We start from the raw sequence: 25,881 nt of genomic DNA, 5'->3' as shown, positions 1-25,881 counted from the left end.
GGCCCTGGTCTTCATGCAGAGACGCATAAGGCGAGATGGGAGGGTGTCGTGTCACCGGTCGGCAACGGAAAAGACATCTCGGTTACATCCGACACATCCAGCGGTGCCCCCCACATCGACCCCGGCTCCTGGGCCGCCGTGCTCACCCCGAGGCTGGCGCAGTTCGTCGCCGTGGCCCGGCACGAGCACGTCACGCGGGCGGCCGGCGAGCTGGGGGTGCCGCAGTCCACGCTCAGCCGGGCGATGGCGCGGCTGGAGGGCGATCTGGGGGTCGCGCTGTTCGCGCGGCGGGGGCGGACGGTCGCGCTGACGCCCGCCGGGCGTACGTTCCTGGCCTCGGTGGAGCGGGCGCTGGCCTCGGTGGAGCAGGCGGCGGAGGCGGTGCGGGCGGACGCGGACCCGGCTTCGGGCAAGGTGGCCTTCGGTTTCCTGCACACGCTGGGGTCGGAGACCGTGCCCGGGCTGATCCGCTCCTTCCGCGCCGACCACCCCCGGGTTCGCTTCTCGCTGGTGCAGACGTACGGCGAGGCGATGATCGAGCGGCTGCGCGCCGGGGATCTGGACCTGTGCCTGACCTCTCCGGTGCCGGACGCCCCGGATCTGGCCGCGCGGCGGCTGGACGAGCAGCGGCTGCGGCTGGTCGTGCCCGAGGAGCACCCGCTGGCGCGGCGCAGGCGGGTGCGGCTGGCGGAGGCGGCGGAGGAGCCGTTCATCACCCTGGAGCCGGGCTACGGGATGCGGCGGATCTTCGACGCGCTGTGCGCCGAGGCGGGCTTCAAGCCCCGGATCGCGTTCGAGGGGGAGGAGGCCGAGACGCTGCGCGGGCTGGTCGCCGCCGGACTGGGGGTGGCCCTGCTGCCGCCCCCGGCCGTGCCCCGGCCGGGGGTGCGGGAACTGGCGGTCACCCAGCCGCGGGCGGTGCGGGAGATCGGGGTGGCCTGGGTGGACGGCCGCCCGGACACCCCGCCGGTGGCGGCGTTCCGGGCGTTCCTGCTCAGCCGCCGGGGGCGGCTGCTGGCGTAAGGGGCCCGTGGGGGGCCAGGAAGCCCGTGGGGCGGCCGTACGCGCCGGAGAGCGCGCTCAGTGGCGCAGGGAGCGGCCGAAGCCGGCCGCCAGCGGCATCCGCAGGCCCAGTGGGGGCGGGGCCGCCAGCGCGTCGGCCACCGGGCGGGCGAAGCCCCGGTCGCACAGCGAGCCCAGGGCGAAGTCCTCGACCAGCGCGAGGACTTCCGCGCGGTGCTGGCGCAGCGCGTGGCCGTCGGTGTGGACCTCGAAGCGGCAGACGTCCGGGTTGATCTTCTTGGCCTGCACGGCCAGCCGGTAGGAGAGGTCCGGCCCGGTGTGCTCGTCGTCCGTGCCGTGCACTATCAGCACCCGCCGGCCGGCGAGCTGCCGCACCGGTTCCTCTCCGCCGTCCTCGGACGTCTCCGGCAGCCAGGGGGCGAGCGCCAGGACGGAGACCACCGCCGGGTGGCCCGCGGCCCGCAGCGCCGCCCGGGCGCCCATGTCCCGGCCCACCAGGCACACGGGGACGTCGCCGTAGCGGTGTACGACCTCCTCCAGCGCCCACTCGACGTCCCGTGCGGGGTGGGCGTCCGCGCCGTTCCAGCCGCGGTAGCGGTAGTGGAGGACGTGCGCGGCCACGTCGTGTCCCTCCCCCGCCCGCGCCAGCCGCCGCGCCAGCGGCATCATCGCCGCCGCGGCCCGGCGGGAGCGGCCGCGCGTGCTCGCGGCCATCCCTCCCGGGAGCAGCAGGACCACGCCCTGTACCGCGTGGTCGTCACCGAACGCCCGCCCCAGCCGCGCATCCCGACGCGGCAACGCCTGCTGAGTCACGGCGAAAACGATGGCAGAAGAGGGGGTGTACGAGCGGTGCCGGGCGGTCACCGTTGGGTATCGAAAGCGTCCGAGTGCGCGTGCGGGCTGTGTGCGAGCGGCGTACGGGCGGGGACGGCACCTGCCGAGGGTGATATCTACGCGCGTAGGCGCTAGAGTGCGGCAATGACGAGCGAGACTGTCACCACCGCCCCCACCCCGGACCAGATCCGCCGCGCCCCCAAGGTGCTGCTCCACGACCACCTCGACGGCGGCCTCCGCCCGGCCACCGTCGCCGAACTCGCCCGCGAGTGCGGCTACGGCGGTCTGCCCGAGACCGACCCCGAGGCGCTGGGCACCTGGTTCCGCGAGGCGGCCGACTCCGGCTCCCTGGAGCGCTACCTGGAGACCTTCGCCCACACCTGCGCCGTGATGCAGACGCGCGAGGCGCTGGTGAGGGTCGCGGCCGAGTGCGCCGAGGACCTGGCCGCCGACGGCGTGGTCTACGCCGAGGTGCGCTACGCCCCCGAGCAGCACCTGGAGGCGGGGCTGACACTGGAGGAGGTCGTCGAGGCCGTCAACGAGGGCTTCCGCGAGGGCGAGCGCCGGGCCCGCGAGGCCGGTCACCGCATCCGCGTCGGCGTCCTGCTCACCGCCATGCGGCACGCCGCCCGCTCGCTGGAGATCGCCGAACTGGCCAACCGGTACCGGGACGCGGGCGTCGTCGGCTTCGACATCGCGGGCGCCGAGGCGGGCCACCCGCCCACCCGCCACCTGGACGCCTTCGAGTACCTCAAGCGCGAGAACAACCACTTCACCATCCACGCCGGCGAGGCGTTCGGGCTGCCGTCCATCTGGCAGGCGCTCCAGTGGTGCGGCGCCGACCGGCTCGGTCACGGGGTGCGCATCATCGACGACATCCACGCCGCCGGCGACGGCACGGTGAAACTGGGCCGGCTCGCCGCGTACGTGCGCGACAAGCGGATCCCGCTGGAGCTGTGCCCCACCTCCAACATCCAGACCGGAGCGGCCTCCTCGTACGCCGAGCACCCCATCGGGCTGCTGCGGCGGCTGCGCTTCCGCGCCACCGTCAACACCGACAACCGGCTGATGAGCGGCACCAGCATGAGCCGCGAGTTCGGGCACCTGGTGGAGACGTTCGGCTACACGCTGGACGACATGCAGTGGTTCACCGTCAACGCCATGAAGTCCGCGTTCATCCCTTTCGATGAACGTCTGGCCATGATCAACGAGGTGATCAAGCCCGGATACGCCGAGCTGAAGGCCGAGTGGCTGTTCCGGGAGGCCGCCGCCAAGGGCCTGTGACCAGCGGTTCCTCCGGTCGGAGACGGCCGGGGGAGGGGATGGGAGGCGGCCGGGCGCGACGGCGGAGGCGGGCGTCCGGCCGTTTCGGGGTGTTTGCGGCGAGTGCGGCGCCCTGGCTACGTTCGCGAGGCCGCTCAAGCCATCCACACGAGGACGTACCAGCTGATGAAGCAGCGAACGATGAAGACGATCGGTGTCGCCGTGCTCGGCGCCGCCTTCGCCGCCGCCGGTGCCGGGACCGCCTCCGCGGCGGACACCCTGGGGCTCGGCAAGACCGCCGGAGGCGCGGTGAAGAGCCTGCCCGTGCAGGAGGTCGCCAGGACGCTGCCCGCCCCCGACGCGCCCCAGCAGGCCAGGACGCTTCCCGCTCCCGCCGAGGGCAGGGCGGGGCAGCAGCCCGACACCAAGAAGCAGGACCCGGTGCGTGACCTGCTCGGCGGCCTGCCGCTGGGCAGCCCGGAGAAGCCGACGATGCTCAACCTGCCGACGGGCAAGCTCACCGGCGCCCTGCAGACCGGCAAACTGCTGGGCTGACGCGCCTCCCCCTTCTCCCCTTCCGGCGCCTCCCCCCTCCCTCCACCCCACCCACGGGAGGCGCCACGGGCCGCGCACCGGGCCGTCCCCGGCGCGCGGCCCGTTCCCCTGTGCGCGGGCGTGTGCGGGCGAGCGCGTCACCAGCCGGTGCGGTGCGCCTTCCGCTCGTCGGGCAGCAGGGCCCACAGGGCGATGTAGAGCAGGAACTGCGGCCCCGGCAGCAGGCAGGAGGCCAGGAAGATCACGCGCATCGTGTTCGGGGTGGTGCCGAAGCGGCGGGCCAGTCCGGCGCACACACCGCCGATCATCCGGTCGTCGCTGGGGCGGACGATTGCTGCCATGGCGGGACTCCTTCGCTCTTGACGGAACGCCGTCGCTCGGCGGGGACAGATCCACCGTAGGCGAGCGTTACGGGCGAAAGCCTCCCTCTAAGGTGCGATCCCGACCCTGGAAGTCCTCGGGGGCGCACCCTGATCCCCCTTCCCGGGGGAGCCGGGCCGCCGTGCGCCGGAGCCCTCCTGCCGCGCCGCCGCACGCAGCCGGGCGCGCAGCGCCGGGTAGCACAGCAGATGGACCAGGGCCACGCCCGTGGTGTTGAGCAGCAGCGCGTCCACGTCCGCCACCTGCCCCGGCACCGCGGGCTGCACCAGCTCGATGCCGAGCGAGATCATCGCCGCGGCGAAGACCGTACGCGCCCACGAGCCCAGCCGCGATGCCACCCGGCCCGCCGCCATCGGCAGCAGCACCCCCAGCGGGGCGAGCAGCGCCAGCCCGCCGCCGATGCCCTCCAGCGCCGCCCGGGGGCCGTCCGCCAGATCGGCGTGGATCGAGGCGAAGGGCCGCAGGTTCGCGGGGGAGACCCAGGGAACGGACAGGGGCCGCAGCGTCAGCCAGCCGACGAACAGCAGGTGGCAGCAGAGGAGTACGAGGCCCGCTGCACGGATGCGGTGGGCGGCGGAGCCGCCGGGGTGATGACGCTGCACGGCGACACAGACGCACACGGCGCACGCGGCGGTTCCGCACTCTCGGACACGCCGGTGCGCGGCGCGGGCACCGGGCGCGGAGACGGGCGCGGGCGGCCGGCGCCCGGCGCCTACGGGAGCGGAGTGCCCGCGGTCTTCGCCGCCTCCGGGCTGCCGCGCAGCGCTTCGGTGCAGGAGTAGCGCAGCGGCGGATCCCCGCCGCCGTCCCGCGCCGGGCCGCCGAGCACCACCGAGTCCTCCTGGCCGGCGGCGGCCGTGCCCGTGAGCGTGCAGACGATCTGGGCCAGCGCGAAGGACGGCAGTCCGCCGGGGTCCCGGCTCAGCCGCAGCGTCCCTTCGGGGTCGCCGTCCCCGGGCCCGCCGATCTCCAGTTCCCCGGGGACCGAGCTGCCGAAGCCCGCCTCCCGTTCGGCCCGGGACGGGTTCTCCCGCAATTCGTCCAGCAGCTCGCGGGCCGTCTCCAGCCGGGTGTCCGGGCCGGGCTCCGAGCCGCCCAGCGGCACGGTGCGCTCCACCGCGGAGACGGCGCCGCCGCAGACCAGGAAGACGTCCGCCCGGACGGTCCCGTCGCCGGGGCGCCGCTCCTCCTCGGCGGCGGGGGCCGCGCACGAGGCCCGCGACGGCGCCGGGCCGGCGTCCACCGGCACGGGCGTGGAACGTATGCCGCACCCGCCCAGCGCGAGCGCGGCCAGGGCCGCGGCGGTCGCGCGGAGGCCGGGGGCCGTACGGCGCGTGGTGCTCATCGTCCGTCCTCCCGGTGCTCCCCGCCGCCGTCCGGGCCCGGGGCGGCGTCCGTGTCCCGGTCCCTGTCCGTGGCCGTGTCCGTGTCCGTGGCCGTGGCCCGGTCCCGGTCCCTGTCCTGCTCCGGCGCGAGGTGGCTGGCGTCGCGCGGCAGCCGCAGGGTGAAGACCGCGCCCCCCTCGGGCGCGTTCCCGGCGGTGATGGAACCGCCGTGGATGTGGGCGTTCTCCATGGCGATCGACAGCCCCAGCCCGCTGCCCTCGGAGCGGGGCCGGGAGGCGCTGGCCTTGTAGAAGCGGTCGAAGACGTGCGGCAGCACGTCCTCGGGGATGCCGGGGCCGCGATCGGCGACCCGGATGACCAGCTCGTCCTCGCCCGGTCCCTCGCCCGGATCGCCGTCCGGCTCCGCGCCCTCCGCCGCGGATTCGCGGGTGCGCACCGACACCCGCACCGGGGAGCCGCCGTGCTTGAGCGCGTTGCCGATCAGATTGGCCAGGATCACGTCCAGGCGGCGCGGGTCGAGCCGCGCCGTGATGCCGCGGTCGGCGTCGAGCTCGACCGCGTCCAGCCAGGCCCGGGCGTCGATGCAGGCCGTCACCTGGTCCGCGACGTCGACGTCGTCGAGCACCAGGCGGGCCGTCCCCGCGTCGAAGCGGGTGACCTCCATCAGGTTCTCCACCAGGTCGTTCAGCCGCCGGGTCTCGCTGACGACCAGGGTGACCGCGGGCGCGACCATCGGGTCGAGCGAGTCGATCTCGTCCTCCAGGACCTCGGTGACGGCGGTGATCGCGGTCAGCGGAGTGCGCAGCTCGTGCGACATGTCCGCCACGAAGCGGCGGCTGGACTCCTCGCGGGCGCTCAGTTCGGCCACCCGCTGCTCCAGCGCCTCGGCGGTGCGGTTGAACGTCCTGGACAGCTCGGCCAGTTCGTCCTTCCCCGACACCCTCAGCCGGGTCTCCAGCTTCCCCTCGCCCAGCCTCCGCGCCGCCTCGCCCAGCTGCTGCACCGGCCGCAGCACCGTGGTGGCGGCGGCCTGCGCCAGCAGGGCGGAGCCGACCAGGGCCAGCGCGGTGGCGATCCCCAGCGACCAGGCCAGGGAGTTGAGGTCGTCCCGCTCGGGGGCGAGCGACTTGAACATGTAGCCCGTCGGCCCGCCGCCGATCACGGTCGCACCGCCCACCAGATACGGCTCGCCCCCCACCGTGATCCGCTGCCAGTACAGGTGGTACGGGGCCTTGTTGACGGCGTCGACCGGGCGCTTCTCGGCGACCGCCGAGCGCAGCGCCCCGGGCACGTCCTCCAGGGTGAACTCCGGGTCGGACACCGCCTCGCACCGCGAGCCGTCGGCCTGCTCCCCGATCAGCACCACCTCGTACCGCTGGGTGGTGTTGGCCATGGCGCCGGCCGTGTCCCGCAGCGCGTCGCAGGGCGGACGGCGGGGCATGGCCCCGGCGTTGTCGCCCAGCGACTCGCGGAAGTCGTTGAGCGCCGCGTTCTGCGCCCGGGTCAGGACGGCGTCGCGGTTGATCCAGTACGCGATGCCGGAGACGGCCACCGCGGCGGTCAGCGCGACCAGCGCGAAGACCACCACCAGCCGCAGCCGCAGGCTCGTCAGCCGCAGCGACCCGGCGATCCTGTCCCGGGAGCCGCTCACGGCACCTCCCGGCGGGCTCGGCCGCGCCGGGGCGCGGGCGCGGGCCGGGGTATCGGCGCCGGACGTCCGCCGGCCTCGTGCGCCCCTGTCACGCGGGGGGATCCAGCCGGTAGCCGACGCCGCGCACCGTGCGGATCAGCGTCGGCGAGGAGGGGACGTCCTCGACCTTGGCGCGCAGCCGCTGGACGCACGCGTCGACCAGCCGGGAGTCGCCGAGGTAGTCGTGCTCCCACACCAGCCGCAGCAACTGCTGCCGCGACAGGGCCTGTCCGGGGCGGCGGCTCAGTTCCAGCAGCAGCCGCAGCTCGGTCGGGGTGAGCTGGAGGTCCCTGCCGTTCTTCGTCACCGTCATCGCCGAGCGGTCGATGACCAGCGCGCCGAAGGTCGCCGAGTCGTTCGCCTCCCGCTCGCCGCGCCGCATCACCGCGCGGATGCGGGCGTCCAGCACCCGCCCCTGCACCGGCTTGACCACGTAGTCGTCCGCGCCGGACTCCAGGCCGACCACGACGTCGATGTCGTCGCTGCGCGCGGTCAGCAGGATGATCGGCAGCTGGTCCGTGCGCCGGATGCGGCGGCACACCTCGAAACCGTCGATGCCGGGCAGCATGACGTCCAGCACGATCAGGTCGGGCCTCTGTTCGCGCAGCAGCTTGAGGCCGTCCTCGCCCGACGCAGCGGTCACCACGCGGTGGCCCTGCCGGGTCAGCCCCATCTCCAGGGCGGTACGGACGGCCTCGTCGTCCTCGATCAGCAACAGGAAAGGCACGCGCGCCATTCTGGCGCATCCGGTGCCCGTGCTTCGACCGGCCGGTGAACGGAGCGCGAACACGGACGGGTCACGGTCCAACCCGTCTCTGTGACACCCCTGTGACAGACGGCGGACCCGGCGATGAAACTGCCCCGGCAGTGTATTCCGCGTACTCGGCACGGATCGAGCACACAGGCCGGTTCCACAAAGGGGGGCGCGAGATGAACACACTGCACCGCAACATCACCAGCGCGGTTATCCACACGCGTCTGCACACTCCCGTGGTTCCGGCGCAGGGCGGGGAGAAGTCCGGCTCGGCGGGGGCTCCGGGGTGCGACCGGGGTACCGGCCGCAGGCGGCCGGCGCACATCGCCGCCGCGCCCGAGCCGGTCCCGGGGGGGATCCGGGGGGAGGAAGCGCACGGGGAGGCACCGGGGGAGCGGCGCCGGGGGGGTGTGACGGAAGCGGAGTTCACCGCCTACGTCCGCGAGCGCCGCGCCTCCCTGTACGCCACCGCGTACCACCTCACGGGGGACCGCCACGAGGCCGAGGACCTGCTGCAGAGCGCGCTGTTCTCCACCTACCGCGCCTGGGACCGGATCACCGACAAGGCCGCGGTCGGCGGATACCTGCGCCGCACCATGACGAACCTGCACATCAGCGCCTGGCGGCGCCGCAAGCTCAACGAGTACCCGACCGAGGAGCTGCCCGAGGCGGCCGGCGAGAGCGACGCGATGCGCGGCACCGAACTGCGCGCGGTGCTGTGGCAGGCGCTGGCGCGGCTGCCCGAACTCCAGCGCACGATGCTGGTCCTGCGCTACTACGAGGGCCGTACCGACCCGGAGATCGCGGACATCCTGAACATCAGCGTCGGCACGGTCAAGAGCAGCATCTGGCGCTCCCTGCGCCGGCTGCGCGGCGACGAGGCGCTCAGCTTCGGGCGCGATCTGGAGGAGAGCTTCGGCGAGCTGGTCGCCTGACGCACCGGCGCCGAAGGAAGACGGGGGGCACGGGGGACAAGCGGGGGGACACGGGGGAGAGCACGGGGGTGCTCCGTGAGCGGGCCGGGCCGGCCGGGGGTCCGGCCCGGCCCGCTCTCACACGCGCACGACCCCCGGGCGCTCACGTCCGCGCGTACGCCTCCCGGGCGCACCGAGCGCCTCGATCCGCGCCAGTGCCTCGTCCCGGCCGCAGGCATGGGCGCCCAGGGCGACATGGCGCGCGACGATCGAGCCCTCGGCGCGCATCAGGGTCCAGCCGCGGCGCACCAGGACGGGCAGCGACTTGCGGCCCTCGCGCACATCGCGCACCAGCCGCCGCCGGAAGGTTGTGGAGGGGCGGCCGCGCAGGCACAGCGCGTCGGCCAGCAGGCCCAGTCCGAGGCAGCGTGCGACGATCTCGGCGGCGAATATCCCCTCGGCGACGAACAGGCGCGCGCCGCGCAGGTCCAGCGCGTCCTCACCGGTCCGGGCGCTCGTGGAGATGTCGTAGACCGGGACGGTGGCCCGGCCGCTCCCGCACAGGGCGGCGATCGCCGCCACCGCCGCGTCGGCGTCCCAGGAGCCGGGGTGGTCCCAGTCCACCGGGCCGCCGCCGGCGAGCCGGGGGAGGGTGGGGTCGCCGGCCTCCTTGTAGAAGTCGTCCAGGCGCAGTACGGGCAGCCCGGTGCGGGCGGCGAGCGAGGACTTGCCGGAGCCCGAGGGGCCGGTCAGCAGGATCACGCGGGCGGTGTCGTGGGAGCTCACGGATGACCATTGTCGGCCATCCACAGGGGCGCCGGTACGCGTGTGCGTGTGACGCCCGGCTCGTATACGCTGCGTGACCGTACAGTCACAGTCTTCGAGTTCTCTTGGTAGGTGTACCGATGACCGCTCAGCGCCGCCGTCACGCACGGGAGAGGCAAGCGGGGAGCAGCGGCGTCCGGCGCGCCCTGCTGCGGGCCGGGTTGACCGTCTCCGCGGCCGGGGCCGCGGTGGCCGCAGGCGCGGGGGCGGCGGCCGCGGCTCCCGGGCAGGGCGCCGGGGCGCCCGTACAGCTCTCGGGCCTGACGTCGGCGCTCTCGCCGGACTCGCTCGGGTCGAGCGTGCACGGCCTGGCCGAGGGCGTGGGAGCCGCCGAGCACGCGACGGCCGGTGCGGCGCGCCCGGTCAAGGACGCGCGGATCGACCCGCTGGCGGGCACGGGCGTCGACCCGCTGGACAACACGGTCGGCACCCAGATCGCCGACTTCCGGCCGGTGAGCAGCGGGGCCGTCACGGGGCCGATCAGCGAAGGGGGCACGGTCCGCACCCTTCCGGTGACGGGCCCGGTGGCGGGGCTGCTGCCCGGCTGAGCGGGCGTCCGGCCCCGGACGGACGGCCCGTCAGACGCCGACGGGGTGCCAGACGGTCTTGGTCTCGACGAAGGCCAGCATCCGCTTGGTGCCCGGGTCGGCGGACCAGTCGGAGGCCGCGTCCGCCGGGCGCAGCACCCGCTTGAGGTTGTCCGCGGCGGCCGTCTCCAGCTCCCTGGCCAGATCCGCGTCCGCGCCCGCCAGGTCGATCGCGTTGACGTCCTGGTGGGCGGCGAGCGGCGCGGCGATCTCCGCGGTCCGCCCGGACAGGACGTTGACCACCCCGCCGGGCAGGTCGGAGGTGGCCAGCACCTCGGCCAGCGACAGTGCGGGCAGCGGCGCGCGCTCACTGGCCACGACGACGGCCGTGTTGCCGCTGACGATCACCGGGGCCAGCACCGAGACCAGGCCCAGGAGGGACGACTCCTGCGGGGCCAGCACGGCGACCACACCGGTCGGCTCGGGCGTGGAGAGGTTGAAGTACGGGCCTGCGACGGGGTTGGCGCCGCCCGCGACCTGGGTGATCTTGTCGGACCAGCCCGCGTACCACACCCAGCGGTCCACGGCCGCGTCCACCCGGGCCGCGGCCTTCGCCTTCGACAGCCCCTCGGCGGCGGCCACCTCGGCGGTGAACTGCTCGCGGCGGCCCTCCAGCATCTCGGCGATCCGGTAGAGGACCTGACCGCGGTTGTAGGCGGTCGCCCCCGACCAACCGCCGAACGCCCTGCGGGCCGCGACCACCGCGTCCCGGGCGTCCTTGCGGGAGGCGAGCGGGGCGTTGGCCAGCCAGTTGCCGCGTGTGTCGGTCACCTCGTACACCCGTCCGCTCTCGGACCGGGGGAACTTCCCCCCGACGAACAGCTTGTAGGTCTTCAGGACGCCCAGCCGCGTGCGCGCGGCGCCGCCGGGGTTGCCGGACTGCTCAGACATCGAGGTACGCCTCCAGACCGTGACGGCCGCCCTCGCGGCCGAAGCCCGACTCCCTGTAGCCGCCGAACGGCGAGGTCGGGTCGAACTTGTTGAACGTGTTGGCCCACACCACGCCGGCCCGGAGCCTGTTCGCCATCGCCAGGATGCGCGAGCCCTTCTCCGTCCACACGCCGGCGGACAGGCCGTACTGCGAGTTGTTGGCCTTGGCCACCGCCTCGTCGGGGGTGCGGAAGGACAGCACCGACAGCACCGGGCCGAAGATCTCCTCGCGGGCGATCCGGTGGGCCTGGGTGACGTTCGTGAAGACCGTCGGCGCGAACCAGAAGCCCCGCTCGGGCAGTTCGCACGCCGGGGACCACCGCTCGGCGCCCTCGGCCTCGCCGCTGTCGGCGAGTTCGGTGATGCGGGCGAGCTGCTCGGCGGAGTTGATCGCGCCGACGTCGGTGTTCTTGTCCAGCGGATCGCCCACCCGCAGGGTGGACAGCCTGCGCCGCAGCGCCTCCAGCAGCTCGTCCTGCACCGACTCCTGGACCAGCAGGCGCGAGCCCGCGCAGCACACCTGGCCCTGGTTGAAGTAGATGCCGTTCACGACGCCCTCGACGGCCTGGTCGATCGGCGCGTCGTCGAAGACGATGTTGGCGCCCTTGCCGCCCAGCTCCAGGGTGAGCTTCTTGCGCGTCCCGGCGACCGTGCGCGCGATCTGCTTGCCGACGGCCGTGGAGCCGGTGAAGGCGACCTTGTCGACGCCCTCGTGCGCCACCAGCGCCGCTCCCGTGGAGCCGTCGCCGGTGAGGATGTTGACGACGCCCTTCGGCAGCCCCGCCTGGCGGCAGACGTCCGCGAAGAACAGCGCCGACAGCGGGGTGGTCTCGGCGGGCTTGAGGACCACGGTGTTGCCGCAGGCCAGCGCCGGGGCGACCTTCCAGGCCAGCATCAGCAGCGGGAAGTTCCACGGGATGACCTGGGCGGCCACGCCCAGCGGCCTCGGGTCCGGCCCGTATCCGGCGTGGGCGAGCTTGTCGGCCCAGCCCGCGTGGTAGAAGAAGTGCGCTGCCACCAGCGGCAGGTCCGCGTCGCGGGTCTCGCGGATCGGCTTGCCGTTGTCCAGGGTCTCCAGGACGGCCAGCTCGCGCGAGCGCTCCTGGATGATCCGGGCGATCCGGAACAGGTACTTGGCGCGCTCGGAGCCGGGCAGCGCCGACCAGGAGGCGAAGGCGCGGCGGGCGGCGGCCACGGCGGCGTCCACGTCCTCGGCTCCGGCGTGGGCGACCTCGGCCAGGACCTCCTCGGTGGACGGCGAGAGGGTCTTGAAGGACCTGCCGCCCGCGGCCTCGCGGAACTCGCCGTCGACGAACAGGCCGTAGGAGGGGGCGATGTCCACCACGGCACGGGACTCGGGCGCGGGTGCGTACTCGAACATGGGGCTCATCGTGATCAGTCCACCGTCACGTAGTCGGGGCCGGAGTAGCGCCCGGTGGTCAGCTTCTGGCGCTGCATCAGCAGGTCGTTGAGGAGACTGGAGGCGCCGAAGCGGAACCAGTCGGGGTGCAGCCAGTCGTCCCCGAGGACCTCGTTCACCATCACCAGGTACCGAACCGCGTCCTTGGTGGTGCGGATGCCGCCCGCGGGCTTGACCCCGATCCGCGTGCCGGTGGCGGCGCGGAAGTCGCGCACGGCCTCCAGCATCACCAGGGTGTTCGCCGGGGTGGCGTTGACCGCGACCTTGCCGGTGGAGGTCTTGATGACGTCGGCCCCGGCGAGCATCGCCAGCCAGGAGGCGCGGCGGATGTTGTCGTACGTGGACAGCTCGCCGTTCTCGAAGATCACCTTCAGGTGCGCGTCCTCGCGGCCGGGGCGGGCGCAGGCCTGCTTCACGGCCCGGATCTCCTCGAAGACCTTCATGTAGCGGCCGGAGAGGAAGGCGCCCCGGTCGATCACCATGTCGATCTCGTCGGCGCCGGCCGCCACCGCGTCGCGGGTGTCCGCCAGTTTGACGTTCAGCTCGGCGCGGCCGGAGGGGAAGGCGGTGGCGACGGAGGCGACCTTGACGTCCTGCCCGCCGGCGGCGGCCAGGGCCTCCTTGGCGGTGGCCACCATGTCCGGGTAGACGCAGATCGCGGCGACCTTCGGCACGGTGCGGTCGGTGGGGTCGGGGTTGACGCCCTTGGCGCACAGCGCCCGGACCTTGCCCGGGGTGTCGGCGCCCTCCAGGGTCGTCAGGTCGATCATCGAGATGGCGAGGTCGATGGCGTACGCCTTCGCCGTGGTCTTGATCGAACGGGTGCCGAGCTGGGCCGCGCGGGCTTCCAGGCCGACGGCGTCGACCCCGGGCAGGCCGTGCAGGAAGCGGCGCAGCGCGGCGTCGGAGGCGGTCGCGTCCGCCAGTGCGGAGGGCGCGGCGGGAGGCGGTGCGGGAGGTGCGGTGGGAGACGAAGCAGACATGGTCACCAGATGAGCATATCTACGCGCGTAGCAAACTGTCATCCCCTCCCCGTATCCCGGCCGGGCCCCCACGGGCGCACGTCCGGCCCGTGAGGCGCCCCACCGGCCGGACGCCCGTGCGGCGGTGTCGTGCAGAATCGGAGGCATGAGTGAGCAGACCGGGTACGCGGACCACACCTACCGCTCGGCCATGGGGATGGTGGGGGGCACGCTGCTGCTGGCGCTCGTCGTGCTGCTGGCCGCCGACGGGATCGCCAACGGGGAGGGCCGCACCCGGTGGATCTCGCTGGCCGCGCTGGTGGCGTTCGTGCCGCTGATCTTCGCCTTCTCCCTGCGGCCCGCCGTGTACGCCGGGCGCGAGCGGCTGCGGGTGCGCAACCCGTTCCGCACGATCACGCTGCCGTGGGCGTCGGTCGAGGGCGTACGGGCGGCTTACTCCGCCGAGGTCTTCGCGGGCGACGGCAAGTACCAGATGTGGGCGATCCCGGTCTCGCTGCGCCAGCGCAAGAAGGCGCTCCGGCAGAGCCGGGGCGGCGGCGCGGCCTCGGCGAACCTGTCGGGCCCCGGGGCGGTGTTCGCCCCGGGGATGTCCGACACCGGCGGCTACCGGGCCCAGGCGGACCAGGCGGTGGACGAGATCCGCGTCCTGGCCGAGCGCCACGCCTCGGACGAGGCGGCGCAGGGCGCCCCGAGCGTCCGCTGGGCCTACGAGATCATCGTCCCGGCGGCGGTCGGCGGAGCGGCCCTGCTGGTCCTGCTCTTCCTGGGCTGAGGTCCCGGACCGCCCGCGCGGCGCCGCGCGGGCGGTCGACGGGGCTTCCCACGCCGCCGGGCGGCCGGCCCCGGCCGGCGTACGTCAGATGCCCGCGGCGGCGGCGAGATCCGTCCTGAGGGCGCCCAGCACCTGCTCCGCCGTGGCGCGGGCCGCGCTCAGCTCCGAGGCGTCCGCCACGGGGACGACCACCTCCAGGTAGCACTTCAGCTTCGGCTCCGTGCCGCTGGGGCGGACGACGATCCGGGCGCCGGCCACCCGCTGCCGGGGATCGCCCGCCAGCCGGTAGCGCAGGCCGTCGGTCGGCGGCAGGTCCCCGGCGCCCCGGCTCAGGTCCTCGGCCGCGAGCACCGTCAGGCCGGCCAGGCCGGCCGGCGGCGCCTGGCGCAGCCGGCGCATCGCTCCGGCGATCACGGACAGGTCCTCCACCCGCACCGAGAGCTGGTCGGTGGCGTGCAGGCCGTACTCCACCGCGATGTCGTCCAGCAGCTCGGTCAGGGAGCGCCCGCTCCCCTTCAGCTCGGCGGCCAGTTCCGCGACGAGCAGCGCCGCCGTGACGCCGTCCTTGTCGAGCACGCCCTCGGGGTCCACGCAGTAGCCCAGCGCCTCCTCGTAGGCGTAGCGCAGCCCGTCGACGCGGGCCAGCCACTTGAAGCCGGTCAGCGTCTCGGTGTACGGCACGCCCGCCGCCTCGGCGATGCGCGACAGCAGGGAGGAGGAGACGATCGTGGTGGCGAAGGTCCCCCGCGCCCGCTTGTGCACCAGGTGGGTGGCCAGCAGCGCCCCCACCTCGTCGCCGCGCAGCATCCGCCAGCCCGCGTCCGCATCCGGGTCGGGGACGGCCACCGCGCAGCGGTCGGCATCGGGGTCGTTGGCGATCACCAGGTCCGGCCGGTGCTCGCGGGCCGTGGCGAAGGCCAGGTCCATCGCCCCGGGCTCCTCCGGGTTGGGGAAGGCCACGGTGGGGAAGTCCGGGTCGGGATCGGCCTGCTCGGCCACCGGCACCGGGACGGGGAAGCCCGCGCGCTCGAAGGCGGCGGCGACCGTGGCGCCGCCCACACCGTGCAGCGAGGTGTGGACCGCCTTCACGTCCCGGGGACCGCCGGGGGTGAGGACGGAGACCGCGCGCTCCAGGTAGGCGTCCACGACCTCCTCGCCCAGCACCTCCCAGCCGGACCCGGCCAGGGGGACGTCCGCGAGGGAGCCGACGGAGGCGATCTCGTCGGCGATCTCCCCGTCGGCGGGCGGCACGATCTGGGAGCCCCCGCCGAGGTAGACCTTGTAGCCGTTGTCGCGCGGCGGGTTGTGGCTGGCGGTGACGGTGACGCCCGCGACGGCGCCCAGGTGCCGGACGGCGAAGGCCAGTACGGGCGTGGGCAGGGGGCGCGGCAGCAGGGCCGCCCGCAGGCCGGCGCCGACCATCACGGCCGCGGTGTCGCGTGCGAAGTCCTCGCTCCGGTGGCGGGCGTCGTAGCCGACGACGACCAGGCCGCCGCCGTGTCCGTGCGCCCGCAGGTACGCCGCGAGCCCGGCGGCCGCGCGGATGACGACCGCGCGGTTCATCCGCATCGGGCCGGCGCCCAGCTCCCCGCGCAGCCCGGCGGTGCCGAACCGGAGGGTGCCGGAGAAGCGGGCCTTCAGCTCCTCCAGGTCTCCCGCCTCGATGAGGGCGGCCAGTTCCGCACGGGTCTGCGGGTCGGGGTCCTCGGCCAGCCAGGACCGCGCCTGCGCGGTCAGGTCCTCGTGCACGGTTGCCACGGTCTCTCCGCCTCTCGCGTGTCGCCTGTGGGCGGCGCCGTACGCCGCTCCTGCTTCGCTGCGCTCCGCGCCGGTGGGCGCGGGCTCCTCCGATGTCCACCGGTACCCGGGAAGCCGGCGGGACCCGCCGCGGGGTGGGCTGTCCGAGGGGCCCGGTGGGGGCCCGTACCGAGGGGTGCGCCGGACCGGATCAGATGAGTCTGAGGACCCGGTCCAGCAGCGAGCCCATCCGGGTGGCCGAGTCGCGGCCGGCCCGGAGGACCTCCTCGTGGTTGAGCGGTTCGCCGGTCATGCCCGCGGCGAGGTTGGTGACCAGGGAGACGCCCAGCACCTCGGCGCCCGCCTCGCGGGCGGCGATCGCCTCCAGGACGGTGGACATGCCCACCAGGTCGCCGCCGATCGCCCGGACCATGCCGATCTCGGCGGGCGTCTCGTAGTGCGGGCCGGGGAACTGGACGTAGACGCCCTCCTCCAGGGTGGCGTCCACCTCCTGGCACAGCGCGCGCAGCCGCGGCGAGTACAGGTCGGTGAGGTCGACGAAGTTGGCGCCGACGATCGGCGAGACGCCGGTGAGGTTGATGTGGTCCCGGATGAGGACCGGCTGGCCGGGGCGCATTCCGGGGCGCAGTCCGCCGCAGCCGTTGGTCAGCACGACGGTCTTGCAGCCCGCGGCCACGGCCGAGCGGACCCCGTGGACGACGGACGCGACGCCACGGCCCTCGTAGTAGTGGGTGCGGCCGAGGAAGACCAGCGCCCGCTTGTCGCCGAGGCGGTGCGAGCGGACCTTTCCGGCGTGGCCCTCGACCGCCGGCGGCGGGAAGCCGGGCAGGTCGGTGACCGGGAACTCGTGTTCCGGCTCCCCGAGCGCATCGGCGGCCGGCACCCAACCCGAGCCCATGACCAGGGCGACGTCGTGGGTCTCCGCGCCGGTCAGCTCGCGCAGGCGGGCCGCTGCGGTGCCCGCGGCGGCGTACGGGTCGCCGGAGTAGTCGGTGGTGGCAGAAGCGTTCACGCCGATGAGGGTAGCCGGTAATCGCCTACGCGCGTAGACGGGTGTCCGGGAGTGGTCCCGGAAGCGGCTGAAAGTGGACCCGGGCGGACCGGAATGCCCTTAAGTGTCCGCAGGCGGCCGGCGGAGGGCCCGTGCGGTCCGTCCGCTCCGTTCAGCAGGGGCGCTTGCGCAGTTCCGTCACATAGTCGTGCGGGGCCCCGGCGGACTCCGCCGCGTCGGCGATCTCCCCCAGGTAGCGGGCCGAGGGCAGCCCGCCCTCGTAGCCGTTGAGGACGTAGCACCAGGCCGGCTCCTCGCCGTCCAGGGTGTGCACCCGCACCCGCATGCGGCGGTAGATGTCCATGCCGACGCCCTCCCAGCGGTCCATGGAGTCCTCGTCCATGGGCGCGATGTCGTAGAGCGCGACGAAGACCGTCGCCTTCGGGGCCTCGACGATGGTCGCCAGCGAGCCCTCCCAGCCCATGTGCTCGCCGCCGAAGGTCAGCCGCCAGCCGCTGAGCCACCCGGTGCCGCGCAGCGGCGAGTGCGGGGCGCGGCGGGACATCAGCCGGGCGTCGAGGTTTCCGGCGTATGCGGCGTAGAGCGACATGCGACGAGGGTATAGGCAGCGGCCTCCGCCACCCGGGCGGACCGCCGCCGTGTGCACCGCCGTGTGTCCTGTCATGCGCACCGCCGTGTAAGCCGTCATGCGCACGGCGGGTGGTGGCGGCCGCCGGAAGGGCGCGTGCGAGACTGGAGTACGTGACTCGGATCGTGATCATCGGTGGTGGACCCGGCGGCTACGAGGCGGCGCTGGTGGCCGCGCAGCTCGGAGCGGAAGTGACCGTCGTCGACCGCGACGGTCTGGGCGGCGCGTCGGTGCTGACCGACTGCGTCCCCTCCAAGACGCTCATCGCGACCGCCGAGGTGATGACGAACTTCGACTCCTCCTACGAGGAGCTCGGCATCATCGTCGAGGACGGCACCCCCGACCCCGACAGCCCGGCCCGGGTCGTCGGCGTGGACCTGGGCAAGGTCAACCGGCGCGTCAAGCGCCTGGCGCTGGCCCAGTCGCACGACATCACCGCGGCCGTCACCCGCGCCGGCGCCCGCGTGCTGCGCGGCCGCGGCCGGCTGGAGCCGGGCCAGGCGGCCGACGGCACGCGGCAGGTCGTCGTGGAGACGGCCGGGGGCGAGGAGGAGCAGCTGACGGCCGACGCCGTGCTCATCGCCACCGGCGGCAAGCCGCGCGAGCTGCCCGACGCCCGGCCCGACGGCGAGCGCATCCTGAACTGGACGCAGGTGTACGACCTGGAGGAGCAGCCCGAGGAGCTGATCGTGGTCGGCTCCGGCGTCACCGGCGCCGAGTTCGCCGGCGCCTACCAGGCGCTCGGCTCCCGGGTGACGCTGGTCTCCTCGCGCGACCGCGTGCTGCCGGGCGAGGACCCGGACGCGGCGGTCGTGCTGGAGGACGTCTTCCGTCGCCGCGGCATGAACGTGATGTCCCGCTCCCGGGCCGCCTCCGCCAAGCGCGTCGGGGACCGGGTGGAGGTCACCCTCTCCGACGGCCGGGTCATCACCGGCAGCCACTGCCTGATGGCCGTCGGCGCCGTCCCCAACACCACGGGCATCGGCCTGGAGGAGGCGGGGGTGACGCTGAAGGACTCGGGCCACATCCGCACCGACCGGGTCTCGCGCACCTCCGCGCCCGGCGTCTACGCGGCCGGCGACTGCACGGGCGTGTTCGCGCTCGCCTCGGTCGCGGCCATGCAGGGCCGGATCGCGATGTACCACTTCCTGGGCGAGACGGTGGCCCCGCTGGACCTCAAGACGGTCTCGGCGAACGTCTTCACCGATCCGGAGATCGCCACCGTCGGTTACACCCAGGCCGACGTGGACGCCGGCCGGATCGACGCCCGCGCCGTCAAGCTGCCGCTGCTGCGCAACGCGCGGGCGAAGATGCAGGGCGTGCGGGACGGTTTCGTGAAGCTGTTCTGCCGTCCGGGCACGGGGATCGTGGTCGGCGGCGTGGTGGTCGCGCCGCGCGCCAGCGAGCTGATCCACCCGATCTCGATCGCGGTCGACAACAACCTGACGGTCGAGCAGATCGCGAACACCTTCACGGTCTACCCCTCGCTGTCGGGTTCGATCGCCGAGGTGGCGCGGCAGTTGCAGACGCGGAAGGCGGCCGAGGGCGGCTGACCGGCGGCCCGGGTTCCACCGGGCCGTCCGCGTATACCACGGCAGGGTTCCGCCTACGAACAATTTCCGTTATTCAGCGGAAACAGCTGAAAGCAGACGGTCGCGCGGGTTACTGTCTGTTCCGTGTTCGCTGCAGAACGTCGTCAACTGATCCTCGAAATGGTGCGGGCCAACGGAGCCGTGTCGCTCCGCGAACTCGCACGTGTCGTCCAGACCTCCGAAGTGACCGTGCGTCGTGATGTCCGGGCGCTGGAGGCGGAAGGGCTGCTGGACCGCCGGCACGGCGGTGCGGTGCTGCCCGGCGGCTTCTCACGTGAATCCGGCTTCCCGCACAAGGCGCACCTGGCGACCGCGGAGAAGAGCGCGATCGCCGACGTCGCCGCGGGCCTCGTGGAGGAGGGTGAGGCCGTCGTCGTCGGCGCCGGGACGACCACGCAGGAACTGGCCCGCCGCCTGGCGCGCGTTCCCGGCCTGACGGTGGTCACCAACTCCCTGCTGGTGGCGCAGGCGCTGGCGCACGCCAACCGCGTCGAGGTCGTGATGACCGGCGGCACGCTGCGCGGCGCCGACTACGCGCTGGTCGGCAGCGGCGCCGAGCAGTCCCTCCAGGGGCTGCGGGTCTCGCGCGCCTTCCTGTCCGGCAGCGGGCTGACGGCCGAGCGCGGCCTGTCGACCTCCAACATGCTGTCGGCGAGCGTGGACCGGGCGCTGGTGCAGGCCGCCGCGGAGGTGGTCGTCCTGGCCGACCACACCAAGCTGGGCGTCGACACGATGTTCCAGACCGTTCCCCCGGAGGCCATCGCCCGCCTGGTGACCGACGAGCCGCCGCCGCACGAGGACCGGGCGGCGGCCGAGCTCCAGGCGCTGGCGGACCGGGGCGTCCAGATCACGGTGGCCGGTGCGGCGGGTGCGCCGTCCGGTGCGATGGGCGCGGTGCCGGGCACCGCGGTGGCGCATCCCGGGCCGGCCGGAGCGGCGGGGCAGAGCGGCCAGGGCGGGCAGGCCGAGGGCGCGGCCGGCGGCCCGGGGGCGGCCGCGGCGCGAGGTGCCGCTGCCGGGCCAGCGCGGCAGGCACCACCCGCCGGGCGGCGGGGGCGGCGCCCAGCTGCGCGCGGCCCCGCCGGTCGCCCCGGGCGAGGGCCAGACGATGGGCCGGGTCGCGGATCTGGCACCCCGCCGCCACTGAGCCGCCCGCCCGCGGCGTGTACCGCGCGTACGAGCGGAAGGGGGCGGGACGGCCCCGGCCGTCCCGCCCCCTTCCGTGTGCCGGGGTGGTGCGGGCTCAGTCCTTGATCTCGCAGATGACGGCGCCGGAGCTGAGAGAGGCGCCGACGGTGGCGTTCAGGCCCTTGACGGTGCCGGCGCGGTGGGCGTTGATGGGCTGCTCCATCTTCATCGCCTCCAGCACCACGATCAGCTCGCCCTCGGCGACCGTCTGACCCTCCTCGACGGCGACCTTGACGATGGTGCCCTGCATCGGGGAGGCCAGCGCGTCACCGGAGGCGGCCGGGCCCGACTTCTTGGCCGCGCGCCGCTTGGGGCGGGCGCCGCCGGCCGCGGCGGTGCGGGCCAGGGTCATGCCCAGCGAGGCGGGCAGGGAGACCTCCAGGCGCTTGCCGCCGACCTCGACGACCACCGTCTCGCGGCCGGGCTCGTCCTCCTCCTCGTCCGCGCCGGGCGCGGCGAAGGGCTTGATGTCGTTGACGAACTCGGTCTCGATCCACCGGGTGTGGACGGTGAACGGGTCCTCGGGGCGGCCGTTGACCTCGGGGGCGAAGGCCGGGTCGGCGACCACCGTGCGGTGGAAGGGGATGGCGGTGGCCATGCCCTCGACCTGGAACTCGGCCAGCGCCCGGGCGGCGCGCTGGAGGGCCTGCTGCCGGGTGGCGCCGGTGACGATCAGCTTGGCCAGCAGCGAGTCCCAGGCAGGGCCGATGACCGAGCCGGACTCCACGCCCGCGTCCAGGCGCACGCCCGGACCGGTGGGCGGGTCGAACTTCGTCACGGTGCCCGGAGCGGGCAGGAAGTTGCGGCCGGGGTCCTCGCCGTTGATGCGGAACTCGAAGGAGTGGCCGCGCACCGGCGGGTCGTCGTAGCCCAGCTCCTCGCCGTCGGCGATGCGGAACATCTCGCGCACCAGGTCGATGCCGGTGACCTCCTCGGTGACCGGGTGCTCGACCTGCAGGCGGGTGTTGACCTCCAGGAAGGAGATGGTGCCGTCCTGGCCGACGAGGAACTCGCAGGTGCCGGCGCCGACGTACCCGGCCTCCTTCAGGATGGCCTTCGAGGCCCGGTACAGCTCGGCGTTCTGCTCCGGTGTCAGGAACGGCGCGGGGGCCTCCTCCACCAGCTTCTGGTGGCGGCGCTGCAGCGAGCAGTCACGGGTGGAGACGACCACCACGTTGCCGTGCTTGTCGGCCAGGCACTGGGTCTCCACGTGCCGGGGCCGGTCCAGGTAGCGCTCCACGAAGCACTCGCCGCGGCCGAAGGCGGCCACCGCCTCGCGGACGGCCGAGTCGTACAGCTCGGGGACCTCCTCCAGCGTGCGGGCGACCTTCAGACCGCGTCCGCCGCCGCCGAAGGCGGCCTTGATGGCGATCGGCAGGCCGTGCTCCTTGGCGAAGGCCACCACCTCGTCCGCGCCGGAGACCGGGTCGGGGGTGCCGGCCACCAGCGGGGCGCCTGCGCGCTGGGCGATGTGGCGGGCGGCGACCTTGTCGCCCAGGTCGCGGATGGCCTGCGGAGGCGGGCCGATCCAGTTCAGCCCGGCGTCGATGACGGCCTGGGCGAACTCGGCGTTCTCCGACAGGAAGCCGTAGCCGGGGTGGACCGCGTCCGCGCCGGAGTCGGCGGCGGCCTTCAGCACCTTGGCGATGTCCAGGTAGCTGGTGGCGGGGGTGTCACCGCCGAGCGCGAAGGCCTCGTCCGCCACCCGCACATGGAGTGCGTCCCGGTCCGGGTCGGCGTAGACGGCCACGCTCGCGATCCCGGCGTCCCGGCAGGCCCGGGCGACCCGGACAGCGATTTCACCGCGATTGGCGATGAGCACCTTGCGCACGATGGCTTCCTCCTTGGCGCTGGGCCGCAACAGTATGAGCGATGTGAGTTTAGGTATCGGCGACACCGCAGGCCGAGTCGCCCAGGGGCGTGAGCTTGCCCACACGGAATGTGATCCCGGGAGACCCGGGGAGCCCAAATCCCTTGTGGGTACACGTTACGCCGGGATCTCGCATCCGGCTGGAGATCTTCGGTGTGGTCAAGGTTACTGTCCAGGCGTGAAGCGAGCGTCTCTGACTTTTTGTGGGATTCCTACGAACGGCGGGGTGATTCTTTGCCGGGGCGCGGGGTCTTTCCCGAGCCATTACCCGTTAGTAGCATGCGCGCTGTCGAAGGGGCGGCGCACCGCGCGCCCACGGGACGGCGGGTGGGGGACGGGATGGCGCACAGAAGGCCGGTGGCCCTGACCGCGGCCGCGGTGCTCGCGGCCGAAGCCGTCGGCGCCGGGTGGCTGCACTGGGTCCTGGGCCTCATGGTCGACCGTCAGGACATGTCCCTGGCCGGGCTCGACCCGCGTCTGACGGCCCTCTCCACCTGGATCGGCGGCGCGGTCCTCGGCGCCTACCTGCTGCTGTGCGCCTGCCTGCTGCTGCGTACGGGGCTGGCCGACCGGCCGCCCGCCCGCTTCGCCCGCGCCCTGCTGGTCGGCGCGGCCGTGGTGCACGGGGTGGTCGGCGCCCTCACCGTCGGACTGGTGGGCTGGGCGGCGTTCGCGGCCATGATGCTCGTGCTGGGACTGCTGGTGCTGACCCTGGCGGCCTACGCCCCCCGCGGCCGTACGGCGGAACAGGACGCGCCGGGTGGGCCGGACGCGCCGGGTGGGCCGGCCGGGCCGCCCCTCAGGCCCACAGCTCCGTGATCGGGACGCCCAGTTCGGCCAGGAGGCGGCGCAGCAGCGGCAGCGACAGCCCGATGACGTTGCCGTGGTCGCCCTCGATGCCGTCGACGAAGGGCGCCGAACGGCCGTCGAGGGTGAAGGCGCCCGCGACGTGCAGCGGCTCGCCGCTGGCGACGTAGGCGGCGATCTCCTCGTCGCTCGGCTCGCCGAAGCGGACCGTGGTGGCGGCGGTCGCCGAGGCGCGGCGGCCGGTGGCGGTGTCCACCACGCAGTGCCCGGTCACCAGGACGCCGGCCCGCCCGCGCATGTCCTTCCAGCGGGCGGTGGCCTCCTCGGAGTCCGCCGGCTTGCCCAGCGGCCGCCCGTCCAGCTCCAGCACCGAGTCGCAGCCGACGACGAGCGCGCCGGCGGCCTCGGGCCGCCCGGCCACGGCGCCGGCCTTCGCCTCGGCCAGCAGCAGGGCCAGCTCGCCAGGGGTGGGGGCGTCCAGGGCGTCCTCGTCCACACCGCTGACGATCACCTCGGGAGCCATCCCCGCCTGCCGGAGCAGCCCGAGCCGGGCGGGGGACTGGGAGGCGAGGACGAGACGGCGGCGGGGCGCGGTGTTGTGGGCCATGGGCCCATCCTAGGAAGCCTCCCGGCCGCCCCGGTCCGGGGCCGCGCTCACAGCAGCAGGAAGACCGCCACCATGGCGACGGCGAGCAGCCAGCCGGCGCGGCGGAGCATCGCCTGGGTGGTGCGCAGCTCCTCGGGGGGTTCGTCGGCCGGGTCGGACCAGAGCATGCTCCCGATCCTGCGCCACGGCGGGCGGGGGCGCCTGAGTACGCGTACTCAGGCGCCCCCCCCCGCCCGTGTGCGGCGCGTGCCCCCCCGGCGCGGGCCGGTTCAGGCGGGCCAGTACGCCGTCCGCCAGGCCCGCGGGCCCGGGTGCGGCAGGCGGCGGCCGGGGACGGTGCGGGCCGGGTCCGACCACTCCGAGCCGCGTTCGGCGCCGGACCCGCCGGACCCCGCCTCCGCGAGGGCCGCGGCCCGGGTGCGCACCACAGCCAGGGCGGCGGCCAGTTCCTCGGGGGTCGGGTTGCCGCGTACGACCTTGATCACGTCACGGTCTCCTCGCTGTCGCGGGCGGTCAGAGCGGGATGTTGCCGTGCTTCTTCGGCGGCAGCGACTCGCGCTTGTTGCGCAGCGAGCGCAGGCCCCGCACGATGTGGCGGCGCGTCTCGGAGGGCACCACCACCGCGTCCACGTACCCGCGCTCGGCGGCCACATACGGGTTGAGCAGCGTGTCCTCGTACTCGGCGGTGAGCTTGGCCCGCAGCTCCTCGCGCTCCTCGTCGCTCTTCGCCGCCGCCAGCGTCCTGCGGTGCAGGATGTTGACCGCGCCCTGCGCGCCCATCACCGCGATCTGGGCGGTGGGCCAGGCGAAGTTGAGGTCGGCGCCCAGGTGCTTGGAGCCCATCACGTCGTACGCGCCGCCGAACGCCTTGCGGGTGATGACGGTGATCAGCGGCACCGTCGCCTCGGCGTAGGCGTAGATCAGCTTGGCGCCGCGCCGGATGATGCCGCCGTACTCCTGGTCGGTGCCGGGCAGGAAGCCGGGCACGTCCACGAAGGTCAGCACGGGGACGTTGAAGGCGTCGCAGGTGCGCACGAAGCGCGCGGCCTTCTCGGAGGCGTCGATGTCCAGGCAGCCGGCGAACTGCATCGGCTGGTTGGCGACGATGCCGACCGGGTGGCCCTCCACCCGGCCGAAGCCGGTGAGGATGTTCGGCGCGAACAGCGGCTGGGTCTCCAGGAACTCGCCGTCGTCCAGCACGTGCTCGATCACGTCGTGCATGTCGTACGGCTGGTTGGCCGAGTCCGGGATCAGCGTGTCCAGCTCGCGGTCGGTCTCGGAGGTCTCCAGGTCCGCCTCCTCGGGGAAGGCGGGCGGCTCGGAGAGGTTGTTGGAGGGCAGGTACGACAGCAGCGCCTTGACGTACTCGACCGCGTCCTCCTCGCCGGAGGCCATGTAGTGCGCGACACCGGAGGTGGAGTTGTGGGTGCGGGCGCCGCCCAGTTCCTCGAAGCCGACGTCCTCGCCGGTGACCGTCTTGATGACGTCGGGGCCGGTGATGAACATGTGCGAGGTCTGGTCGACCATCACCGTGAAGTCGGTGATCGCCGGGGAGTAGACCGCGCCGCCCGCGCACGGGCCGACCACCAGCGAGATCTGCGGGATCACCCCGGAGGCGTGGGTGTTGCGGCGGAAGATCTCGCCGTAGGCGCCCAGGGAGGCCACGCCCTCCTGGATGCGGGCGCCGCCGGAGTCGTTGATGCCGATGACCGGGCAGCCGGTCTTCAGGGCGAAGTCCATCACCTTGACGATCTTCTGGCCGAAGACCTCGCCCAGCGCGCCGCCGAAGACGGTGAAGTCCTGGGAGAAGACGGCCACCGGGCGGCCGTCGACCGTGCCGTAGCCGGTGACGACGCCGTCGCCGTAGGGGCGGTTGGCGTCCAGTCCGAAGTTGGTCGAGCGGTGGCGGGCGAACTCGTCCAGCTCCGTGAACGAACCCTCGTCCAGCAGCAGTCCGATCCGCTCGCGGGCGGTCAGCTTGCCCTTGGCGTGCTGCTTCTCCACCGCGCGCGCCGAACCCGCGTGCGTGGCCTCCTCGATGCGCCGCCGCAGATCCGCGATCCTGCCCGCGGTCGTGTGACGATCCTGGTCCTCGGGGGCTGGGCTCTGCTGCTCGGACACGGGCTGCGGCTCCTCGTCGTG

General features: G+C 74.0%; 26 protein-coding genes and 1 pseudogene. 9 read left to right on the top strand and 18 right to left on the bottom strand.

Features of this window, described 5'->3' with window-relative positions; translation table 11 throughout:
- Positions 1 to 114 precede the first annotated feature (114 nt).
- Positions 115 to 1,023 carry a LysR substrate-binding domain-containing protein gene (locus QPK52_RS09450; protein ID WP_410540268.1) on the top strand — a complete coding sequence of 303 codons (909 nt, stop codon included), beginning with the start codon at positions 115 to 117 and terminating at the stop codon, positions 1,021 to 1,023.
- 57 nt (positions 1,024 to 1,080) lie between these two features.
- Here QPK52_RS09450 and QPK52_RS09445 read toward each other — a convergent pair whose 3' ends face one another.
- Complete coding sequence (locus QPK52_RS09445; protein WP_410536869.1) at positions 1,081 to 1,836, bottom strand: alpha/beta hydrolase; 756 nt, start codon at positions 1,834 to 1,836, stop codon at positions 1,081 to 1,083.
- Between the two features lie 165 nt (positions 1,837 to 2,001).
- Here QPK52_RS09445 and QPK52_RS09440 point away from each other — a divergent pair, with 165 nt between their 5' ends.
- A complete protein-coding gene (locus QPK52_RS09440; RefSeq protein WP_410536867.1) occupies positions 2,002 to 3,141 on the top strand; it encodes an adenosine deaminase in 1,140 nt (379 codons plus the stop codon).
- Positions 3,142 to 3,306: 165 nt separating this feature from the next.
- Positions 3,307 to 3,675, top strand: a complete 369-nt coding sequence (locus QPK52_RS09435) for an ATP-binding protein (protein ID WP_410536866.1) — start codon at positions 3,307 to 3,309, stop codon at positions 3,673 to 3,675.
- A gap of 137 nt (positions 3,676 to 3,812) precedes the next feature.
- Here QPK52_RS09435 and QPK52_RS09430 read toward each other — a convergent pair whose 3' ends face one another.
- The 5 genes from QPK52_RS09430 to afsQ1 form a co-directional block, all read right to left on the bottom strand.
- Complete coding sequence (locus QPK52_RS09430) at positions 3,813 to 4,016, bottom strand: PspC domain-containing protein (protein ID WP_410536864.1); 204 nt, start codon at positions 4,014 to 4,016, stop codon at positions 3,813 to 3,815.
- Positions 4,017 to 4,103: 87 nt separating this feature from the next.
- Entirely contained in the window at positions 4,104 to 4,658 is a 555-nt protein-coding gene (locus QPK52_RS09425; protein WP_410536863.1) for a VanZ family protein, read from the bottom strand.
- 110 nt (positions 4,659 to 4,768) lie between these two features.
- Positions 4,769 to 5,401 (bottom strand): hypothetical protein, encoded by a 633-nt coding sequence (locus QPK52_RS09420; RefSeq protein ID WP_410536861.1) that lies wholly within the window; start codon positions 5,399 to 5,401, stop codon positions 4,769 to 4,771.
- On the bottom strand, positions 5,398 to 7,053 hold the full coding sequence (locus QPK52_RS09415; RefSeq protein ID WP_410536859.1) for an ATP-binding protein: 1,656 nt from the start codon (positions 7,051 to 7,053) through the stop codon (positions 5,398 to 5,400). Before QPK52_RS09415 ends, QPK52_RS09420 begins: the two co-directional genes overlap by 4 nt.
- 88 nt (positions 7,054 to 7,141) lie before the next feature.
- Positions 7,142 to 7,819, bottom strand: a complete 678-nt coding sequence (gene afsQ1, locus QPK52_RS09410; protein ID WP_173915081.1) for a two-component system response regulator AfsQ1 — start codon at positions 7,817 to 7,819, stop codon at positions 7,142 to 7,144.
- Between the two features lie 203 nt (positions 7,820 to 8,022).
- Between afsQ1 and QPK52_RS09405 the strand changes: the two genes are divergently transcribed.
- On the top strand, positions 8,023 to 8,781 hold the full coding sequence (locus QPK52_RS09405; protein ID WP_410536858.1) for a SigE family RNA polymerase sigma factor: 759 nt from the start codon (positions 8,023 to 8,025) through the stop codon (positions 8,779 to 8,781).
- A 117-nt stretch (positions 8,782 to 8,898) separates the two neighbouring features.
- On the opposite strand, the gene QPK52_RS09400 is transcribed toward QPK52_RS09405, so the two are convergent.
- Positions 8,899 to 9,546 (bottom strand): ATP-binding protein, encoded by a 648-nt coding sequence (locus QPK52_RS09400; protein ID WP_410536857.1) that lies wholly within the window; start codon positions 9,544 to 9,546, stop codon positions 8,899 to 8,901.
- A gap of 119 nt (positions 9,547 to 9,665) precedes the next feature.
- On the opposite strand from QPK52_RS09400, the gene QPK52_RS09395 reads away from it, so the two are divergent.
- On the top strand, positions 9,666 to 10,133 hold the full coding sequence (locus QPK52_RS09395; protein ID WP_410536855.1) for a hypothetical protein: 468 nt from the start codon (positions 9,666 to 9,668) through the stop codon (positions 10,131 to 10,133).
- A gap of 30 nt (positions 10,134 to 10,163) precedes the next feature.
- Here the strand turns inward: QPK52_RS09395 and QPK52_RS09390 are convergent, their stop codons facing one another.
- The 3 genes from QPK52_RS09390 to deoC are packed head-to-tail and all read right to left on the bottom strand — an operon-like array spanning position 10,164 to position 13,505.
- On the bottom strand, positions 10,164 to 11,063 hold the full coding sequence (locus QPK52_RS09390) for an aldehyde dehydrogenase family protein (protein ID WP_410536853.1): 900 nt from the start codon (positions 11,061 to 11,063) through the stop codon (positions 10,164 to 10,166).
- The gene (locus QPK52_RS09385) at positions 11,056 to 12,492 is read right to left on the bottom strand and encodes an aldehyde dehydrogenase family protein (protein ID WP_410536851.1); all 1,437 of its coding nucleotides are present in this window, start codon (positions 12,490 to 12,492) and stop codon (positions 11,056 to 11,058) included. The genes QPK52_RS09390 and QPK52_RS09385 overlap by 8 nt, the downstream gene beginning before the upstream one ends.
- Positions 12,493 to 12,497: 5 nt before the next feature.
- Positions 12,498 to 13,505 (bottom strand): deoxyribose-phosphate aldolase, encoded by a 1,008-nt coding sequence (gene deoC, locus QPK52_RS09380; protein ID WP_410540266.1) that lies wholly within the window; start codon positions 13,503 to 13,505, stop codon positions 12,498 to 12,500.
- A gap of 145 nt (positions 13,506 to 13,650) precedes the next feature.
- On the opposite strand from deoC, the gene QPK52_RS09375 reads away from it, so the two are divergent.
- Positions 13,651 to 14,277 (top strand): PH domain-containing protein, encoded by a 627-nt coding sequence (locus QPK52_RS09375; RefSeq protein WP_410536849.1) that lies wholly within the window; start codon positions 13,651 to 13,653, stop codon positions 14,275 to 14,277.
- Positions 14,278 to 14,361: 84 nt separating this feature from the next.
- Here QPK52_RS09375 and QPK52_RS09370 read toward each other — a convergent pair whose 3' ends face one another.
- The 3 genes from QPK52_RS09370 to QPK52_RS09360 form a co-directional block, all read right to left on the bottom strand.
- On the bottom strand, positions 14,362 to 16,026 hold the full coding sequence (locus QPK52_RS09370) for a phospho-sugar mutase (RefSeq protein WP_410540265.1): 1,665 nt from the start codon (positions 16,024 to 16,026) through the stop codon (positions 14,362 to 14,364).
- Between the two features lie 199 nt (positions 16,027 to 16,225).
- Positions 16,226 to 17,047 (bottom strand): purine-nucleoside phosphorylase, encoded by an 822-nt coding sequence (locus QPK52_RS09365; protein ID WP_410536847.1) that lies wholly within the window; start codon positions 17,045 to 17,047, stop codon positions 16,226 to 16,228.
- Positions 17,048 to 17,198: 151 nt separating this feature from the next.
- Positions 17,199 to 17,636 (bottom strand): gamma-glutamylcyclotransferase, encoded by a 438-nt coding sequence (locus tag QPK52_RS09360; protein ID WP_093661664.1) that lies wholly within the window; start codon positions 17,634 to 17,636, stop codon positions 17,199 to 17,201.
- A 143-nt stretch (positions 17,637 to 17,779) separates the two neighbouring features.
- Here QPK52_RS09360 and QPK52_RS09355 point away from each other — a divergent pair, with 143 nt between their 5' ends.
- Positions 17,780 to 19,228 carry an NAD(P)H-quinone dehydrogenase gene (locus QPK52_RS09355; RefSeq protein ID WP_410540264.1) on the top strand — a complete coding sequence of 483 codons (1,449 nt, stop codon included), beginning with the start codon at positions 17,780 to 17,782 and terminating at the stop codon, positions 19,226 to 19,228.
- A 159-nt stretch (positions 19,229 to 19,387) separates the two neighbouring features.
- Positions 19,388 to 20,414, top strand: a pseudogene (locus tag QPK52_RS09350) (DeoR/GlpR family DNA-binding transcription regulator).
- A gap of 96 nt (positions 20,415 to 20,510) precedes the next feature.
- On the opposite strand, the gene QPK52_RS09345 reads toward QPK52_RS09350, so the two are convergent.
- Positions 20,511 to 22,286: an acetyl/propionyl/methylcrotonyl-CoA carboxylase subunit alpha gene (locus tag QPK52_RS09345; RefSeq protein WP_410536845.1), complete on the bottom strand. Its 1,776-nt coding sequence runs from the start codon at positions 22,284 to 22,286 to the stop codon at positions 20,511 to 20,513.
- 318 nt (positions 22,287 to 22,604) lie between these two features.
- On the opposite strand from QPK52_RS09345, the gene QPK52_RS09340 reads away from it, so the two are divergent.
- Complete coding sequence (locus QPK52_RS09340; protein WP_410536843.1) at positions 22,605 to 23,144, top strand: hypothetical protein; 540 nt, start codon at positions 22,605 to 22,607, stop codon at positions 23,142 to 23,144.
- Here the strand turns inward: QPK52_RS09340 and QPK52_RS09335 are convergent.
- The 4 genes from QPK52_RS09335 to QPK52_RS09320 all read right to left on the bottom strand — a co-directional run bounded on the left by QPK52_RS09335 (position 23,125) and on the right by QPK52_RS09320 (position 25,860).
- Positions 23,125 to 23,739 carry a nucleoside triphosphate pyrophosphatase gene (locus QPK52_RS09335; protein ID WP_410536841.1) on the bottom strand — a complete coding sequence of 205 codons (615 nt, stop codon included), beginning with the start codon at positions 23,737 to 23,739 and terminating at the stop codon, positions 23,125 to 23,127. The two genes, QPK52_RS09340 and QPK52_RS09335, sit on opposite strands and share 20 nt — an antisense overlap.
- A 47-nt stretch (positions 23,740 to 23,786) precedes the next feature.
- On the bottom strand, positions 23,787 to 23,906 hold the full coding sequence (gene mmpB / locus QPK52_RS09330) for a morphogenic membrane protein MmpB (protein WP_410536839.1): 120 nt from the start codon (positions 23,904 to 23,906) through the stop codon (positions 23,787 to 23,789).
- Between the two features lie 102 nt (positions 23,907 to 24,008).
- Positions 24,009 to 24,224, bottom strand: a complete 216-nt coding sequence (locus QPK52_RS09325; RefSeq protein ID WP_410536837.1) for an acyl-CoA carboxylase subunit epsilon — start codon at positions 24,222 to 24,224, stop codon at positions 24,009 to 24,011.
- A gap of 28 nt (positions 24,225 to 24,252) precedes the next feature.
- Entirely contained in the window at positions 24,253 to 25,860 is a 1,608-nt protein-coding gene (locus QPK52_RS09320) for an acyl-CoA carboxylase subunit beta (protein ID WP_410536836.1), read from the bottom strand.
- Positions 25,861 to 25,881: the final 21 nt, after the last annotated feature.

Origin of the sequence: Streptomyces sp. KL2 (assembly GCF_046529545.1) — a bacterium.
In the GTDB taxonomy this organism is placed as follows: domain Bacteria; phylum Actinomycetota; class Actinomycetes; order Streptomycetales; family Streptomycetaceae; genus Streptomyces; species Streptomyces radiopugnans.
The sequence above is the reverse complement of the archived record's forward strand: the minus strand, read 5'-3'. Positions and strand labels throughout refer to the sequence as shown.

Excerpts from the sequence above, each read along its gene's own strand:
- QPK52_RS09440 (WP_410536867.1), top strand. The coding sequence starts at position 2,002 with ATGACGAGCGAGACTGTCACCACCGCCCCCACCCCGGACCAGATCCGC.
- QPK52_RS09435 (WP_410536866.1), top strand. The coding sequence starts at position 3,307 with ATGAAGCAGCGAACGATGAAGACGATCGGTGTCGCCGTGCTCGGCGCC.
- QPK52_RS09430 (WP_410536864.1), bottom strand. The coding sequence starts at position 4,016 with ATGGCAGCAATCGTCCGCCCCAGCGACGACCGGATGATCGGCGGTGTG.
- QPK52_RS09420 (WP_410536861.1), bottom strand. The coding sequence starts at position 5,401 with ATGAGCACCACGCGCCGTACGGCCCCCGGCCTCCGCGCGACCGCCGCG.
- QPK52_RS09405 (WP_410536858.1), top strand. The coding sequence starts at position 8,023 with ATGAACACACTGCACCGCAACATCACCAGCGCGGTTATCCACACGCGT.
- QPK52_RS09395 (WP_410536855.1), top strand. The coding sequence starts at position 9,666 with ATGACCGCTCAGCGCCGCCGTCACGCACGGGAGAGGCAAGCGGGGAGC.
- QPK52_RS09390 (WP_410536853.1), bottom strand. The coding sequence starts at position 11,063 with ATGTCTGAGCAGTCCGGCAACCCCGGCGGCGCCGCGCGCACGCGGCTG.
- QPK52_RS09385 (WP_410536851.1), bottom strand. The coding sequence starts at position 12,492 with ATGAGCCCCATGTTCGAGTACGCACCCGCGCCCGAGTCCCGTGCCGTG.
- deoC (WP_410540266.1), bottom strand. The coding sequence starts at position 13,505 with ATGTCTGCTTCGTCTCCCACCGCACCTCCCGCACCGCCTCCCGCCGCG.
- QPK52_RS09375 (WP_410536849.1), top strand. The coding sequence starts at position 13,651 with ATGAGTGAGCAGACCGGGTACGCGGACCACACCTACCGCTCGGCCATG.
- QPK52_RS09360 (WP_093661664.1), bottom strand. The coding sequence starts at position 17,636 with ATGTCGCTCTACGCCGCATACGCCGGAAACCTCGACGCCCGGCTGATG.
- QPK52_RS09340 (WP_410536843.1), top strand. The coding sequence starts at position 22,605 with ATGCGCGCTGTCGAAGGGGCGGCGCACCGCGCGCCCACGGGACGGCGG.
- QPK52_RS09335 (WP_410536841.1), bottom strand. The coding sequence starts at position 23,739 with ATGGCCCACAACACCGCGCCCCGCCGCCGTCTCGTCCTCGCCTCCCAG.
- mmpB (WP_410536839.1), bottom strand. The coding sequence starts at position 23,906 with ATGCTCTGGTCCGACCCGGCCGACGAACCCCCCGAGGAGCTGCGCACC.